This window comes from Actinomadura fulvescens, assembly GCF_039533225.1.
In the GTDB taxonomy this organism is placed as follows: domain Bacteria; phylum Actinomycetota; class Actinomycetes; order Streptosporangiales; family Streptosporangiaceae; genus Spirillospora; species Spirillospora fulvescens.
The window spans coordinates 27993-43131 of sequence record NZ_BAAATD010000017.1 but is presented as its reverse complement, the minus strand read 5'-3'; the positions used below and the strand labels follow the sequence as shown (position 1 = coordinate 43131).

General features: G+C 72.0%; 14 protein-coding genes. 6 read left to right on the top strand and 8 right to left on the bottom strand.

Translation table 11 applies throughout. The features are described from left to right. The first annotated feature begins 48 nt into the window (after positions 1–48). Positions 49–1374: a M20/M25/M40 family metallo-hydrolase gene (locus ABD333_RS41265; protein ID WP_344548087.1), complete on the top strand. Its 1326-nt coding sequence runs from the start codon at positions 49–51 to the stop codon at positions 1372–1374. A gap of 9 nt (positions 1375–1383) precedes the next feature. Here ABD333_RS41265 and ABD333_RS41260 read toward each other — a convergent pair whose 3' ends face one another. From ABD333_RS41260 to ABD333_RS41240, 5 genes are all read right to left on the bottom strand, one after another. Beyond that, positions 1384–1587: a DUF5988 family protein gene (locus tag ABD333_RS41260; RefSeq protein WP_344548086.1), complete on the bottom strand. Its 204-nt coding sequence runs from the start codon at positions 1585–1587 to the stop codon at positions 1384–1386. Between the two features lie 27 nt (positions 1588–1614). After that, positions 1615–2136, bottom strand: a complete 522-nt coding sequence (locus tag ABD333_RS41255; protein ID WP_344548085.1) for a hypothetical protein — start codon at positions 2134–2136, stop codon at positions 1615–1617. Between the two features lie 69 nt (positions 2137–2205). Then, the gene (locus tag ABD333_RS41250) at positions 2206–4746 is read right to left on the bottom strand and encodes an ABC transporter permease (protein ID WP_344548084.1); all 2541 of its coding nucleotides are present in this window, start codon (positions 4744–4746) and stop codon (positions 2206–2208) included. Positions 4747–4757: 11 nt separating this feature from the next. Then, positions 4758–5525, bottom strand: a complete 768-nt coding sequence (locus ABD333_RS41245; RefSeq protein ID WP_344548083.1) for an ABC transporter ATP-binding protein — start codon at positions 5523–5525, stop codon at positions 4758–4760. A gap of 81 nt (positions 5526–5606) precedes the next feature. Further along, entirely contained in the window at positions 5607–7502 is a 1896-nt protein-coding gene (locus tag ABD333_RS41240; protein ID WP_344548082.1) for a S41 family peptidase, read from the bottom strand. Positions 7503–7681: 179 nt separating this feature from the next. On the opposite strand from ABD333_RS41240, the gene ABD333_RS41235 reads away from it, so the two are divergent. Both ABD333_RS41235 and ABD333_RS41230 read left to right on the top strand, forming a co-directional pair. Further along, on the top strand, positions 7682–8542 hold the full coding sequence (locus ABD333_RS41235; RefSeq protein WP_344548081.1) for a hypothetical protein: 861 nt from the start codon (positions 7682–7684) through the stop codon (positions 8540–8542). A 253-nt stretch (positions 8543–8795) separates the two neighbouring features. Continuing rightward, a complete protein-coding gene (locus tag ABD333_RS41230) occupies positions 8796–9827 on the top strand; it encodes an MBL fold metallo-hydrolase (protein ID WP_344548080.1) in 1032 nt (343 codons plus the stop codon). Here the strand turns inward: ABD333_RS41230 and ABD333_RS41225 are convergent. After that, the gene (locus tag ABD333_RS41225; RefSeq protein WP_344548079.1) at positions 9815–10408 is read right to left on the bottom strand and encodes a TIGR03086 family metal-binding protein; all 594 of its coding nucleotides are present in this window, start codon (positions 10406–10408) and stop codon (positions 9815–9817) included. The two genes, ABD333_RS41230 and ABD333_RS41225, sit on opposite strands and share 13 nt — an antisense overlap. Positions 10409–10546: 138 nt before the next feature. On the opposite strand from ABD333_RS41225, the gene ABD333_RS41220 reads away from it, so the two are divergent. The 3 genes from ABD333_RS41220 (at position 10547) to ABD333_RS41210 (ending at position 13285) form a co-directional block, all read left to right on the top strand. After that, entirely contained in the window at positions 10547–11410 is an 864-nt protein-coding gene (locus tag ABD333_RS41220) for a tetratricopeptide repeat protein (RefSeq protein WP_344548077.1), read from the top strand. An 82-nt stretch (positions 11411–11492) separates the two neighbouring features. Continuing rightward, complete coding sequence (locus ABD333_RS41215) at positions 11493–12590, top strand: isoaspartyl peptidase/L-asparaginase family protein (RefSeq protein WP_344548076.1); 1098 nt, start codon at positions 11493–11495, stop codon at positions 12588–12590. A 56-nt stretch (positions 12591–12646) separates the two neighbouring features. Further along, positions 12647–13285 carry a pyridoxamine 5'-phosphate oxidase family protein gene (locus ABD333_RS41210; RefSeq protein ID WP_344548075.1) on the top strand — a complete coding sequence of 213 codons (639 nt, stop codon included), beginning with the start codon at positions 12647–12649 and terminating at the stop codon, positions 13283–13285. Between the two features lie 128 nt (positions 13286–13413). Here the strand turns inward: ABD333_RS41210 and ABD333_RS41205 are convergent, their stop codons facing one another. Further along, on the bottom strand, positions 13414–13611 hold the full coding sequence (locus tag ABD333_RS41205) for a DUF5302 domain-containing protein (RefSeq protein WP_344548074.1): 198 nt from the start codon (positions 13609–13611) through the stop codon (positions 13414–13416). Between the two features lie 34 nt (positions 13612–13645). Further along, positions 13646–15115 carry an aminotransferase class I/II-fold pyridoxal phosphate-dependent enzyme gene (locus ABD333_RS41200; protein WP_344548073.1) on the bottom strand — a complete coding sequence of 490 codons (1470 nt, stop codon included), beginning with the start codon at positions 15113–15115 and terminating at the stop codon, positions 13646–13648. Positions 15116–15139: the final 24 nt, after the last annotated feature.

Genomic DNA, 15139 nt, shown 5'->3' with positions numbered 1-15139 from the left:
TGGTCAACGGCCAGGCAAATCGCAAGGTCCCTTCGAAAGGCGGCACGGGTGACCGAACCGCAGGTAGTGCGCGAACGGCGGACCGCGGCCGACGAGGTCGCGGCGATCTGCGCCGATCTCCTCCGAATCGACACCACCAACGAGGGCGAGGGCCGCGGCCGCGGCGAGCGTCCCGCGGCCGAGCACGTCGCGGCGCTGCTCGCCGAGGTGGGCGCCGAGCCGTCCGTCGTCGAGTCCGCGCCGGGCCGCGCCAGCGTGCTCGCCCGCGTGCCCGGCACCGACCCGGCGGCGCCCGCGTTCCTGATCCACGGGCATCTGGACGTCGTCCCCGCCGATCCGGCCGAGTGGAGCGTCCACCCGTTCTCCGGCGAGGTCCGCGACGGCTGCGTGTGGGGCCGCGGCGCCGTCGACATGAAGGGCACGCTCGCGATGACCCTCGCGGTCGTCCGCCAGCGCCTGCGCGAGGACCGGCGGACGCGCGGCGACCTCGTGCTGGCCTTCCTCGCCGACGAGGAGTGCACCGGCGACTACGGCTCGCGCCACGTCGTCGAGCACCACCGCGACCTCTTCACCGGCTGCACGGAGGCGATCAGCGAGTCCGGCGGCTTCAGCGTGGCCGCCGGCGGCAAACGCGTCTATCCCATCGCCACCGGAGAGCGCGGCACCACCTGGATGCGGCTCACCGTCCAGGGCACGGCCGGGCACGGCTCCAAGCCGAACCGCGACAACGCGGTCGCCGAGCTGTGCCACGCCGTCTCCCGCCTCGCCGCCCACGAGTGGCCGGTCCGCCTGACCCCGGGCGTCCGTGCCCTGCTCGACGGCCTGGCGGACGCGCTCGGCACCACCATCGACCACGACCGGCTCGACGATGAGGCACGGCGGCTCGGCCGGGTCGGCACCCTCTTCGAGGGAACGATCCGCAACTCCGCCAACCCGACGCGCCTCGACGCCGGATACAAGGTCAACGTCATCCCGGGCACGGCGACCGCCCAGGTGGACGGGCGCTACCTGCCCGGCACGGGCGAGGAGTTCCTCGCCACGATCGACCGTCTCCTCGGGCCGAAGGTGACGCGCGAGTTCATCAACTACGAGGAGGCGCCCGCCGCCGATCCCGCGGGCCCGACGTTCGCGGCGCTGGCCGGGTCGCTCAGGGCCGAGGACCCGCAGGCCCATCCCGTCCCGTATGTGATGTCCGGCGGCACCGACGCGAAGTCGTTCCACCGAATCGGCATCAAGAGCTTCGGGTTCGCGCCGCTGCTCCTCACCCCTGACCTGGACTATTTCGGCATGTTCCACGGGGTGGACGAACGGGTGCCGGTCGAGGGCCTGCGCTTCGGCACCCGTGTCCTCGACCGGTTCCTCGACACCCGCTGATCGGAAGGGTCACTCGGCGACGGCCGTGCGCTCGGTCCACTCGAAGACCGGGAGCCGTCCCTCCTCGGTGTCGTGATGGCGCGGCGTCACCTTGAAGTGCTCGTAGCCGCCGCGGAACGGGAGCTTCACCTCCACACCGGGGGGAGTGATCCTTACGATGCGCTCCGGCAGGTCCGCCGGGCCGCCTTCCAGGAAAGCCTTCGGTGTGTCCATGCCCGGATGGTCACACAGCCCGGAGGCTCAGCCAATCTCCGCCAGAGAGGTATCAGTGGCACCCGTGAGCCCGAGCCGGTTGAGGAGCTCCTCGAAGATGGCCTCGGCGCTGGGCTCGACGGGTCCCTGGAGCACCTCCAGGATCGGGTCCGGCGGGACCGGGTGGGCCGCGGCCTCGGCCCATCTGGCGGCGCCGGCGGCGGCCTCCTCGGCGCTGAAGGCGGGCGATTCGAAGGCCGGGCAGCCGGGGGCGTGCGCGGTGCCGAGGACGGCCTGCCAGTAGCCGTACGGCCTGCTGAACCCTTCGACGGCCGCGCAGCCGCCGTCGAAGAACGAGGCGAGCATGGCGGCCGTGTGGGTCTCGGCGGCGATCTCGACCAGAAGCGAGACCGAGTCACCGAGTCCGGCGTCACAGCCGAGCGAGCAGACTTGCCAGTTGTCGTCGCGCGCCTGGTTTCCCGCCACGAAACCGACGTAGGGCCGCAGAGCGTAGAGCTCGGGCAACGGCCGGTCGTCTCTGGCGACGAGAAGGTGTCTCCGGTAACTCATACCCGATCCCCTCGACGGTGCTCTTGTTTGAACAGCGCCGAAGAGGGGCGGTTTTGTCACACCGGGATGTCATTCGGTTGTCACTGCACGCAGAACATCGATCCGGGCGGCGCGGCGACCGGGCAGGATCGCGGACACGACGCCCACCACACCGGCCGCCACGACCAGGCCGATCAGGGTGCCGACGGGCAGGGCGAACTCGGTGATGCCCTCCTCGTCCAGCGCGCTGACCAGCGTCCAGCCGAAGAAGACGCCCACCGCGAGACCCAGCACGGCGCCGAGCACCGAGATGATGACCGCCTCCCACCGGATCATGGCGCGCAGCTGGCCGCGGGTCATGCCCACGGCGCGCAGCAGGCCGAGCTCGCGCACCCGTTCCAGGACCGACAGGGCGAGGGTGTTGATGATGCCGATGAACGCGATGACCACCGCGAGCGCCAGCAGCACGTAGAACAGGATCAGGATCTGGTTGATCTGGTTCTCCTGCTCCTGCTTGAACTCGGCCTGGTCGCGCACCTGGACGCTGGGGAACCGCTCGATCACCCGGTCGATGGCGGCCCGCGACTCGGCGGGCGCGACGCCCTGCCTGGCCTTGACGAAGCCGAACACGTCCAGCTGGTCCTGGTAATGCCGCTGGTAGTCGCGCAGGGCGAGCATGTACTCGCCGTTGAGCTCGTTGTCCTCGTAGACCGCCCGCAGCGGGATCCGGTCGACGCCGCCCACCGGGAACTGCATCGTGACGGTGTCGCCGACCTTCCAGCCCTTCTGCTCGGCCACGTCCTCCCGCACGGCCAGACCGCCCTGGGCCAGGTCGGCGAGGCTGCCGGACGTGGTCTCGGTGCGGACGGTGCGGCCGTAGGAGACCGGGTCGATGCCGGTCAGGCTCTTCCCCTGGCCGTCGATCTTGAACGAGCCGCTCCGGAGGCCGGTGGCCGCCTCGATCTGGGGCTGCTGGGACAGCTGCCGGACGACCTCCGGGCTGAACCCGGTGAAGCCGCCGGACGGGCCGGTGAGGATGTAGTCCGCGGCGACCGCCCGGTCGAGGATCTTGGCGCTGGAGGCCTTGAGGGACGCGGCGAAGATGGTCACCAGGCTCACCAGCGCCAGGCCGATCATCAGCGCGGCGGCGGTGGAGGCGGTCCGGCGCGGGATCCGCATCGCGTTCTCGCGCGCCAGCTTGCCCGGCTGCCCCGCCCAGTGCGCGAAGGGCCAGCCCAGCACGCGCGACATCGGCCGGGCGACCAGCGGGCTCAGCACCGCGACGCCCAGGAAGATCACGACCGCGCCGGTGGCGACGGTGACCAGCCGGTTGCCCGCCTCGTCGGCGAAGAGCCCCACCAGCAGCGCCGCGAGGCCGGCGACGCTGAGCAGCGCGCCGGTGATGATCCGCAGCGGGCCGACCCGGGCCGGGGCGGCCATGGTCGCCTCCTGCACCGCGGCGACCGGCGCCACCCGGGTGGCGCGCAGCGCGGGCGCCAGCGAGGCGAGCACCGTGACGCCGACCCCGACGACCAGCCCGACCACGATCGTGCGCGGCCTGATCTCCAGCGAGGTGGCCGGCAGGTCGGCGCCGAGCGCCTCGAACAGGCCCTGCAGCCCGATCGCGATCACGATGCCCGCGCCGAGCCCGATCACCGACGCCACCAGCCCGACGAGGGTCGCCTCGGCCAGCACCGAGCGCATGAGCTGGCGCCGGGACCCGCCCAGGCAGCGCAGCAGCGCCAGCTCGCGGGTGCGCTGCGCCAGGATGATCGAGAACGTGTTGACGATGATGAACGAGCCGACGAACAGCGCCACGAACGCGAACGACAGCAGCGCGATGTTGATGATGTTGGTGAACTGCCCGACGGCCTTGGCGTTCTCCTCGGCGTACTGCTCGCCGGTCAGCGCCTCGTAGCCGCCGCCGACCCGGGCCTGGATGCGGTCGCGCAGCGTCTCGGGGGACACGCCGTCCGCCGCCACGACGTCGATCTCGTCGTACACGCCGCGCCGGTTGAGCACCTCCTGCGCGGTGCGCAGGTCGAACGCCGCCAGCGTCGCGCCGGCCAGGTTGTCGGCCTCGCCGAAGCCCACGATGGCGGTGACGGTGAACTCGCGGGCGGGCCCCTGGAAGATCAGCTTCACCCTGCTGCCGACCGTGAAGCCCTGCTTGCCGGCGGTGCGCGCGTCCACGGCGACCTGGCCGGGCTCCTTCGGCAGGGTGCCGCTCCGCACCGAGATGCCCTCGCTGAGCTCGGGCGTGGTGTAGACCGAGACGCCCAGCGTGGGGGCGCCCCCGGTGGTGACGGGCTTGCCGTTCTTGCCGATGAACTGGGCGTACCCGGTCACGCTGCCCTCGGCGGCCCGCACGCCCTCCACCTGGGCGATCTGGTCGCGCGTCGCGGCGGGCAGGGGCTGGCGCTGCTCGGCGCTCTCCTGGCCGCCGAACGACTCCTTGCCGCGCACCGCGACGTCGATGCCCTTGGTGGTCTCGGTGAACAGCTCGTTGAACGTCTTGTTGATGGTGTCGGTGAGGACGTAGGTCCCGGCCACGAAGCCGACGCCGAGGACGATGGACAGCGCGGTGAGGGCCAGCCGGAGCTTGTGCGCGAGCAGGCCTTTGAGCGTCACCCGCCACATGGTCAGTCTCCGAGCCGCTTGAGGAACTCCAGCACCTTCTCGGCGGTGGGTTCCGCCATCTCGTCGACGATGTGCCCGTCGCTCAGGAACACCGCCCGGTCGGCGTACCCGGCCGCAGTCGGATCGTGCGTCACCATCACGATCGTCTGCCCGAACTCGTCCACCGACCGCCGCATGAAGCCCAGCAGCTCGCCGCTCGTCCGAGAGTCGAGGTTGCCGGTCGGCTCGTCCGCGAACACGATCGTCGGCCGTGACAGCAGCGCCCGCGCGACCGCGACCCGCTGCTGCTCTCCCCCGGACAGCTCCGCCGGCCGGTGCTTCAGCCGCTTGGCGATCCCGAACTCGCCCGTCACCCGCTCGAACCACGACCGTTCGGCGCGGTCACCGGCGATCGCCAGGGGGAGCTCGACGTTCTCGGCGGCGGTCAGCGTCGGGACCAGGTTGAACGCCTGGAAGACGAACCCGACCTCCTTGCGCCGCAACATCGTGAGCCGCCGGTCGCTGAGCTTGGTCAGCTCGGTGTCGCCGATCCACACCTCGCCGTCGCTGACCCGGTCGAGGCCCGCCATGCAGTGCAGCAACGTGGACTTGCCCGACCCGCTCGGGCCCATCACCGCGGTGAACCGTCCCGACGGGAACTCGATGCTCACCCCGTCCAGCGCCCGGACGGCGGTCTCCCCGTGGCCGTAGACCTTGCTGATGCCCACCGCGCGCGAGGCCACCTCACGCGTCGCGACAGCTCCTTCGGTGTCGCCGGTCTCCTCAGCCATCGTCCTCCGCTCCTTACCCGCCCACTTGCGACTGTCCGCCGGAACGGGTGAGGAGACAAGGCCCTATCGCCCGCCGCTCGGTCAGAGCGTGGTGCGCGGCTCCAGCCCCGCCGCCGTCCGGACGAACGTACGGACGGCGACGAGGTGCCGGCCGTCGTAGCCCTCGATCCGGACCGTGCGCGGCGTCCCGGCGCCGGGCACGGGGACGGGCGCCGGGTTGCCGCCCAGGTCGACGGTGACCCGCGGCCTGCCGTCCACGATGACGTCGGCCCGGTCGACGCCGAGCACGGCGAACGTCACGGTCAGCTCCCCGCCCGCCTCCGACAGCCCGGCGTCGAGCCTGCGCGGCACGCCCTTGCCGAGCAACGTCGCCGCCGCGGCCATCAGGTCGGCGTCGCCGTCGGTGACGTCCTTGCGGGTGATGACGTGGCGTTCGTCGGGGACCACGCCGTAGTCCTCCAGCGGCGTGCCCGCGTTCGGCCCGACCCTCAGCAGGCGGCGGATCACGAAGGAGAGGTCGGCGCCGTTCGGGAGCGGGCGGAACGGGAAGTCGTCGGCCGCGGGCAGCGAGCCGAGCAGGTGGGCCGTCCTCCAGACGTTGCCGCCGCCCGCGCCGGTGTTGCCATCGACTCCGAGCACCGGGCCGATGCCGTTGTCCTGGAACCCGGCGGCGAAGATGTCCGCGGCCGAGTAGCAGCGGGCGTCGGTCAGCAGGACGACCGGGCCGAAGTACGACTGCGGTACCTCGGCGAGCAGTTCCGCGGGGGTGAACGCGATGGCCGCCGAGTAGGGCGCGCCCGTTTCGAGCGCCTGCTCCATCGAGGGCAGCCATGGACCCATGATGTCGTTGGCCCGGCAGATGCGCAGGTTGAGCATGGTCGCCGCGAACTGGGCGGGCTCGGGCTCCACGGCCCGTGCGGTGAGCGCCTGAAGGCACAGCTCGGACGCGACGATCGCCCCTCCGGGATTGCCGCGGATGTCGACCACGAGCCCGTCCGGCGGAAGCTCGCCGAGCAACCTGACGAACTCCCGCACGAACCCCTCGATCCCGCTCGCCGTGAGGCTGAACGAGCGGATGCGCAGGTGCCCGAACACGCGTCCTCCGGCGGTCACGCGGCGGGCCTCGAACACGGTCGCCAGTTCGGGCGTGACGGTGACGCCCTCCGGGCCGGGGTCGACCGGCTCGCCCGACTCTTCGGCGGCGAGGAACTCCGGCGCGAACAGCCGGGTGCGCGTCCGCGCGAGCCGCATGCCCTCGACGTCGTAGGCGAGCGGTGTGTCCAGCTGGCCGCCGCCCGCGTCCGCCTCGGGAACGATCGAGCTGACGTCCCAGGTCAGATCGATGAACCGAGCCTCGCCGTCGCGGTCGAGATACCGGACGGTCACCCAGTCCTCGTCCGGCGGCGGCCCGAAGCCGAGCGAGCGCACGGTGAACCGCTCCACCGCGCGGGCGTGCCGGGCCTCGGGGTTCGCGCCGGGGAAGCGCTCGGCATGCCGCTCGACGGCGCGCCCGACCGGCACGCCGTTCCAGTGCGTGATCTCCACGCCGAACCGGAACGTCTCGTGCGGGATCTCGGGCTCGTTCACGATCCGCCGCCCCACCACGTAGCGCCGCCGGCCGTCCGCCGTGAACTCCTTGAGCAGGAACGGCAGGCGGGCGACGGCGTCGCTGAAGGGCCGCGGGAGGACGTAGCGGGTGTGCAGATCGCGCAGCGAGTTGAAGATGTCGACCAGTTCGGCGTGGAAGCGCCACTCCGGCTCCAGCGGCCCCGGGCGGCCGAGCCGTGTCTGCATCAGGCGCAGTCGCCGGACCGGATCGATGCCGTAGCGCGCCGCCTTGAACGGCAGCAGCGCGTAGTTCTGCTCAAGGATCAGCAGTGCCTGCCGCACGATCAGCCGCCGGTCGTCGGCCGACAGCCGGCCGATCTCGCCGGCCTTGAGGAAATCCGGCAGCGTCATCGCGCTGGCCTCTGTCATGACCGCCCCCGTCCGTGGTTCCGGACCCTCACTGTGAACGAACCGTCCTCGCCTGACTACCTCTTGTCATGAGCTGGCCACAGCGATGCGTGGCCGGTTCGCGCCACTCGGTATCGGCGGGGGGCGAGCGGCTGCGCGCCGTGGTGCCGGCGGGCCGCGCGGCGGGTAGAGATCCCTGTGTGGATCTCTCCGACGCCGCCCGCGAGCTCTACGGGCTCGCACCGGCGGAGTTCACGGCCCGGCGCAACGACCTCGCGAAGGAGGCCAGGGCGTCCGGCGACGCCGCGCTGGCCAAGCGGATCGGCGCCCTGCGGCGCCCGACGTCGTCGGCGTGGGCGGTCGACCGGCTGTCCCGGTCGGCGCCCGGCGAGCTCGGCGACCTCCTCGACGTCGGCGCCGATCTGCGGGCCGCCTGGGCCTCCGGCGGCCACATCGGTGATCTGGAGCAGCGGCGCAGCGACCTGATCGCACGGCTCGTCCGGACCGCGCGGCGGCTGGCGGACGAAGGCGGCAACCCGCTGCGCGACACGGCCGTGCGCGAGGTCGAGGAGACCCTGCTGGCGGCCACGGTGGAGGAGGACGTGGCCGAGGAGGTGCGGGAGGGGCGCCTCGCCCAGCCACGGAGCCACAGCGGCTTCGACACCACCGGATTCGGCTTTCCTGTGGGGCCCGCACCCAGACGGCCCAAGAGCGCGAAGAAGGCGAAGGAGCCGAAGGGCTCCAGACGTCCCGCACCAGCCCCGGAGCCGGAGCCTGAGCCGGAGGTCAGCGAGCTCGACCGCAGGCGCGCCGAGAAGGCCAGGCGTCTGGCCCGTGAGGCCGAGAAGGCCCTGTCCCAGCGCAAGGAGGAGGTCGGCCGGGCCAGGCGCGAGCTGGAGGGGGTCACCGACGAGGTGACGCGGCTCCGGCGGGAGCTGGACGAGGCGGTCTCGCGCCAGGAGGCGGCCCAGCGCAGGCTCGACAAGGCCGAGCGGGCCCACGAACGGGCGGCGGGGGCGGCCGAGGAGGCCCGGCGCGAGGCGGCGGCCGCGCGGATCTAGGCTGTGTTTTCAAACTCCCGGCCCACGGCCCTCGCCTGGCGGCTCGGCCCTAACCGGGATCAGGCGAGCGCGGCATCGCTTCGCGATCTGCCCGGTGGAGCTCGCCTTCGGCATCGCCCCACCGGCCAGGTAACGCGCTCGTGCGGTGGTCAAGGCCACATCGAGACAGCCCCTTAGGCCCCTGAGACGAATCTCGACGCACGCATACAGTAGGTTCAACCCGAATGTCGTTCTAAAACGGGAGGGGCCCACGGTGGCGGAACCGGTCATGGAGCAGCCCGCGGACTGGACCGAGCCGGGCGCCCACCCGGTCGCCCCCGGTGTGCACCGCGTTCCGCTCGCTCTGCCCATCCCCTCGCTGCACGCCGTCAACGTGTACGTGATCGAGGACCCGGACGGGCCGGTCGTCGTCGACTCGGGCTGGGCGATGCCCGACAGCCGCAAGGCCCTCAAGGAGGCGCTGCGCCTGCTCGGCCACCGGCTGGACGACGTCGCGCAGTTCCTGGTCACCCACGCGCACTGGGACCACTACTCCCAGGCGCTGGCGCTGCGCGAGTCGTTCGGCACCCGGGTGCGGATCGGCCGGGGCGAGCAGGCCTCCCTCTCGGCGTTCGACGTCGGCAACGGGCTCCACCCCCGCCAGGTCGAGCTGCTGCGCCGCTGCGGCGCGCCCGAGCTGGCCGACCAGGTCGCCGCCTTCGGCGTCAACGCGCAGGAGCGGCGGGTGCCGCACACGATGCCGGACGCCTGGCTCGACGACGGCGAGCGCGTCACGCTGGCCCGGCGCGGCCTGGACGTCTTCGCGACGCCCGGGCACACGCGCGGCCACATCGTGCTCCGCGACGCCGGCGCCGGCCTGCTGTTCGCCGGAGACCACGTCCTGCCGCACATCACGCCCTCGATCGGCCTGGAGACCGAGCCCGAGCCCAAGCCGCTGCGCAGCTACCTGGAGTCGCTGCGGATCGTGCGCGACATGCCCGACACCCTCCTGCTGCCCGCGCACGGACCGGTCACCCCCAGCGTGCACACCCGCGTCGACGAGCTGGTCGAGCACCATGAGGCCCGTCTCGACGCCGCCGCCCGCCAGGTGCGCGAGGGGCACACCACCGCGTTCGAGGTGGCACGTTCCATGCCGTGGACGCGGCGCCGCAAGAAGCTCGACGAGCTGGACGTCTTCAGCCAGATGCTGGCGGTGCTCGAAATCGACGCCCATCTCGACGTGCTGGTCGACCAGGGAGTGCTGACGGCGGCCGACACCGGCGGAGTGCGCGCCTACAGCGTCTGAGCCGGGTCACGGCCCAGGAACGCCACGAGCCGGTCGCTCGGGGAGGCTCCCGGCGGCACGGCGACCGGCGGCGCGAACAGCCCGTGCCGGACGTCGTCGGCGACGACCATCGGGCAGATGCCGAGCAACCGCATGGCGAGGTCCGGCGGGATCGGACGATCCTTGCCGCACGCGCGCGAGACGTCCCAGCCGTGCACGGCGAGCTCCATCGCACCCGTGCTCGCCATCGCCCCCGCCCGCATCGGGCAGCCCGCGACGGTGACGATGTGCCCTGAGCCGTCGCCGGTCCACGCGGCGAGCAATCGGTGGGCACGTTCCTGGAACGAGGCCACCACATCGGTCTCGTCGGGCTCCGCATCGGGGAACAACCGCACGGCGCCGCGGTCGATGCCCTCGTACAACGCGTCGAGCGAGTCGTTCACGTGCAGGAACAACATGCGCAGGTTCCAGCCGCGGCAGGGTGTCGGGCGCGCGAGCGCCGCGCCCGTCACCTCCTCCACGGCCTCCAGGGCGAAGCCGATCGCGCCCTCCAGCAACCCGGCGCTGTAGCTCTGCAGCGCCGCTGCCTCGGCCGCGTTCATCGGCCGCGCCGCACGGTCGTCTTCATCGGGGCCTCCCTTCGCCAATAGAGACCCGGGACGGCACGAAAAGTCATCGGCAGCGAGCCGGTGAATACCGGGTGGTTCTATCCTCGGGCCTGTGCGGCGGCGAGGGAGACGATGGTGAGAGCGTTTGACGGCCGGCTGGTCCGCAAGGCCCAGGATGCCTGGGACGACGAGGACTGGCCGCGCGCCGCGCGGTTGCTGGAGGAGCTTCTCGCCCGTGACCCCGACGGTGAGCAGGCGCCCGCGCGGTGGTACGACGCGGCGCTGGCATACAAGTTCATGCGCGACTGGCCCAGGGCCTACGAGCTGGGCAAGCAGGCCGCGGCCCGGGCACCGCGAGGCCGGCAGGATCCCGCGTTCTGGAATCTCGGCATCGCCGCCACTGTCCAGGGCGACTGGGCGACCGCGCGCGACGCCTGGGCCGGCTACGGCATCGACCTGCCGCCCGGCGACGGCGAGATCGAGGAGAACCTCGGGATGACCTGCGTACGGCTCGACCCCGAGGGCGAGGTCGAGATCGTGTGGGCGCTGCGGATCTGCCCGACGCGGGCCCGGGTGCTCAGCGTGCCGTTCAACACCGCCCGGCGGTACGGCGAGATCGTCGTGCACGACGGCGTGCCGAACGGCGAACGGGTCGTGGACGGCCACCGGTTCCCGGTCTTCGACGAGCTGCTGTGCTGGAAGGCGTCCGACCTGCCGACCCTCTCGGTCACCGTGTCCACGCCGGACACGGCGGGCATCGACGAGCTCGTCGTGCTGTTCGACTCGCGCGGTTTCGGTGCCGAGCCCAGCAGCAGCCTGCAGTTCCTGTGCAAGTGCTGTAGCGACGGCAGCGTCGAGCAGACGCGCAGCGTGCGGGCGGGCGGCCAGACCGTGTGGCTCGCGGCCCCGGAGGGCGAGGCCCGGCGGCTGCTCGACGACTGGGCCGGCGATGCCGGGTACGAGCGGAGCTGGGCGAACCTCCACCCCGTGTCATAGCGACGTTTTGGCAGGAATTGCGCGTGTCGCCGGTGTTCACCCAGGGGACGACGACCATGGTCATCTTCCCGAGGAGGTCCGAATGCCGACTCCCAAGCGTCCCTTCCTGATCACCGCCGGCCTCGCCGCGCTGGTCATCGGGCTGTCCGGCTCCCACGTCGCCGCGGGCGCCGCCACCGGGGCCCGGGCTCCCGCCCAGGCCCCCGCCCAGGCGCCACCGGCCTCGGCCGTCCGCGACGTCGTCCTCGCCGTGCACGGCGGCGCGGGCTCGATACCGCGCGGCAGCATCACGCCCGAGCAGGAGAAGGCGTACCGCGACGGGCTCACCCGCGCCCTGCGGACCGGCTACGCGCTGGTCAAGGACGGCAGACCCGTGCTCGACGCCGTCGAGAAGGCGGTCAACGTCCTGGAGGACGACCCGAACTTCAACGCCGGCAAGGGCGCGGTGTTCAACACCGACGCCGAGCACGAGCTCGACGCGTCCATCATGAACGGCAAGGACCTCAGGTCCGGCGCGGTCGCCGGGGTCCACCACACCAAGAACCCGATCACCCTCGCCCGGACGGTGATGGAGAAGTCGCCGCACGTCTTCATGGCGGGCAAGGGCGCCGACGACTTCGCTCTCCGCAACGGCGTCCCGTACACCACGCAGGACTACTTCTGGACGCAGCGGCGCTGGGACTCCCTCATGGCCGCCAAGGGCAACCCCCAGGCGCGGACCACCGGAGCACCCGGCAAGGACCGCGAGGTCGGCGGAACGGTCGGCGCGGTCGCGGTCGACCGCTCGCGCAACGTCGCCGCGGCGACCTCGACGGGCGGCCTGACCAACAAGCAGGTCGGCCGGGTGGGCGACTCCCCCGTCATCGGCGCCGGCACCTACGCCAGCAACCGGACCGTGGCGATCTCCTGTACCGGCACCGGCGAGGTCTTCATCCGGGGCGTCGCCGCGTACGACATCTCGGCCCTCATGGAGTACACCCGCGCGCCGGTGGACAAGGCCGCCGCCACGGTCATCACGCAGAAGATCCCCGCACTCGGCGCGACCGGCGGCGCCATCGCCCTGGACCCCCGCGGCAACCTCGCCGCGCCGCACAGCACCAAGGGGATCATCAACGGCTACGTCACCCGGAACGGCACGATCGTGACCCGGCTCTACGACGACGAGACCCCGGCAAGCTGACCGATATCGCCGAAATATAGGCTCGAACGCCCACCAACCCCACGAGAGGGACGGCGATGACGCACGCGGCGGAGTTCACCGAGGTCACGTCCGAAGCCGAACTGCGTGAGCTGCTCGGGGAGGTGATGCCGCGCGCGGCCGCCAAGGAGCGCACACGGCTCCACGAGCGCGACCGGGAGTGGCTCGCCGCGTCGCCGTTCTGCCTGATCGCCACCTCCGGCCCCGGCGGCCGCTGCGACGTCTCGCCGAAGGGCGATCCGGCGGGTTTCACCCATGTCATCGACGACACGACCCTCGCGATCCCCGACCGTCCCGGCAACCGGCGCGCGGACGGCTTCCGCAACCTGCTGGCCAACCCGCACGTCGGGCTGATCTTCCTGATCCCGGGGCGGGGCGAGACGCTGCGCGTCAACGGCCGGGCCCGCCTGGTCCGGGAGGCGCCCTTCTTCGACGAGCTGGTCGTCAAGGGGCACCGGCCCCGGCTGGCGCTCATCGTGGAGATCGAGGAGATCTTCTTCCACTGCGCCAAGGCGTTCCTGCGGTCGGGGCTCTGGAAGCCGGAGACCTGGGCCGCGGACGCCCTGCCCTCCCACGCCCGCCTGGTCAAGGACGTCCAGAAGGCGGCGGAGAGCCTGGAAGAGCTGGAGGCCTACTACTCCGAGGACAACTACGGCAAGAAGCTCTACGCGGGCTGAGGCCGCGCCTCACCGGCGACCGCGGACGAGCGGGCGACCGCGCACTCCCTGTCGGTGACAGGGAGTGCGCAGTCGCGTATGTCGACGGCCGGGGACCCGGCCGCTGTCCTTCCCTTGTCAGAAGCCGCTCAGCCGCTCTTGCGGCGGAACTGACGCTGATGGTCGGCGCGGCCGTGCACGCCCCGCACCTTCGATCCGCTCTTGCCCCCGCCGTTGGCGTGCTGGTCCGCCGCTCCGCGCTTGCGCTCCAGGGCCTCCCGGAACTTGCGCTTCACGTCATCCTCGGTGCCCTCGGTGTGCTCTTGATCCTCTGCCGAGTCGGCCATTGCGGACCTCCCGCTCTCGTAGTGCCAGCACCCCCTAGCCTCGCATGTCCTGGACGTGTCCGCCCAACCGGACCTGCCCCGATTCCTGCCGGACGCGCTCCCAGGCGTTCCGGACGTGCTGGTCACCGGTGGCGGGGCCGCCGATCGCCAGCCGCAGCAGGACGTGCCCGCGGGCCCTGGTGTGGGTGAGGTAGAGGTCCCCGGAGGCGTTCAGCCGTTCCATGACCGCCAGCGTCGCGGCGTCGGCCTCCGCGTCCGGCAGGCCCTTCCAGCGGGGCCGGAAGCACACCAGGCCGAACTTCGGCTCCTCGAACAGCTCGAAGTCCGGGTCGTCGCGAATCCAGCCGGCCAGATCCCGCGCGAGCCCGACCCCGGTGCGGATGTGCTCGCGCAGCCCCTCGGCCCCGTACCAGCGGATGACCGACCACAGCTTCAGCGCCCGGAACCGGCGGCCGAGGGGGATCTGCCAGTCCCGGTAGTCGATCACCTCGCCCGAGGTCGTGGCGGTGTTGCGCAGGTACTCCGGCAAGATCGACAGGGCGCCGGTCAGGGGCTCCCGGTCGGCCACCCAGAGGGCCGTGCAGTCGAAGTTGGTGAGCAGCCATTTGTGGGGATTGGTCGCGTACGAATCGGCATGGTCCTCGACGCCCGCGTTGATCCACCTGAACTCCGGGCAGACCGCCGCCGCGCCCGCGTACGCCGCGTCCACGTGCAGCCATACCCCGTGGGCCCGGCACACCGCGCCGATCTCCGGGACGGGGTCGACCGCCGTCGTGGACGTCGTGCCGACGGTCGCGCACACCAGGACGGGCACGGCGCCCGCCGCGGCGTCCTCGGTGAGCAGCGCGTCCAGGTGGGCGGGGTCCATCGCCAGCGTCCGCGGGTCGACGTCCACGACCCGCACGTTCGCGGCGCCGATCCCGGTGATCCGGGCCGCCTTCTCCAGCGACGAGTGCGTCTGCGAGCTGACGTAGATCGTGTGGCGCCGGTCGATGCCGTCGCGCGCGGCCGTGCCGCCGGCCGCACGCTGGAGCGCGGCCAGGATCACTACCAGGACGGCGCTGGAGGCCGAGTCCTGGATGACCCCGCCGCCCCGGAAGCGGGCGGGCAGGTCCATCAGCTCCGCGAGCCAGTCCAGCACGCGGGTCTCCAGCTCGGTGCAGGCCGGGCTGGTCGCCCACAGCATGCCCTGGATCCCGATCCCGGCCGACAGGAGGTCGCCCAGGATCGCCGGGCCGCTCACGTTCGACGGGAAGTAGGCGAAGAAGCCCGGATGCTGCCAGTGCGTGATCCCCGGCATGATCACCCGGTCGAGGTCGGCCAGCAGCGCGTCGAAGCCCTCGCCCCGTTCCGGCGGATGCTCGGGCACGCCCGCCGCCACCTCCCCCGGCCGCACCCGGGACAGGACCGGATAGGACTCGATCTTCTCGTGGTAGTCGGCGATCCAGTCGATGACCTGCTTGCCGTACCGGCGGAACTCCTCGGGTGTCATATGACCGCTCATTCTGGTCATTTTCACCGATCGGCC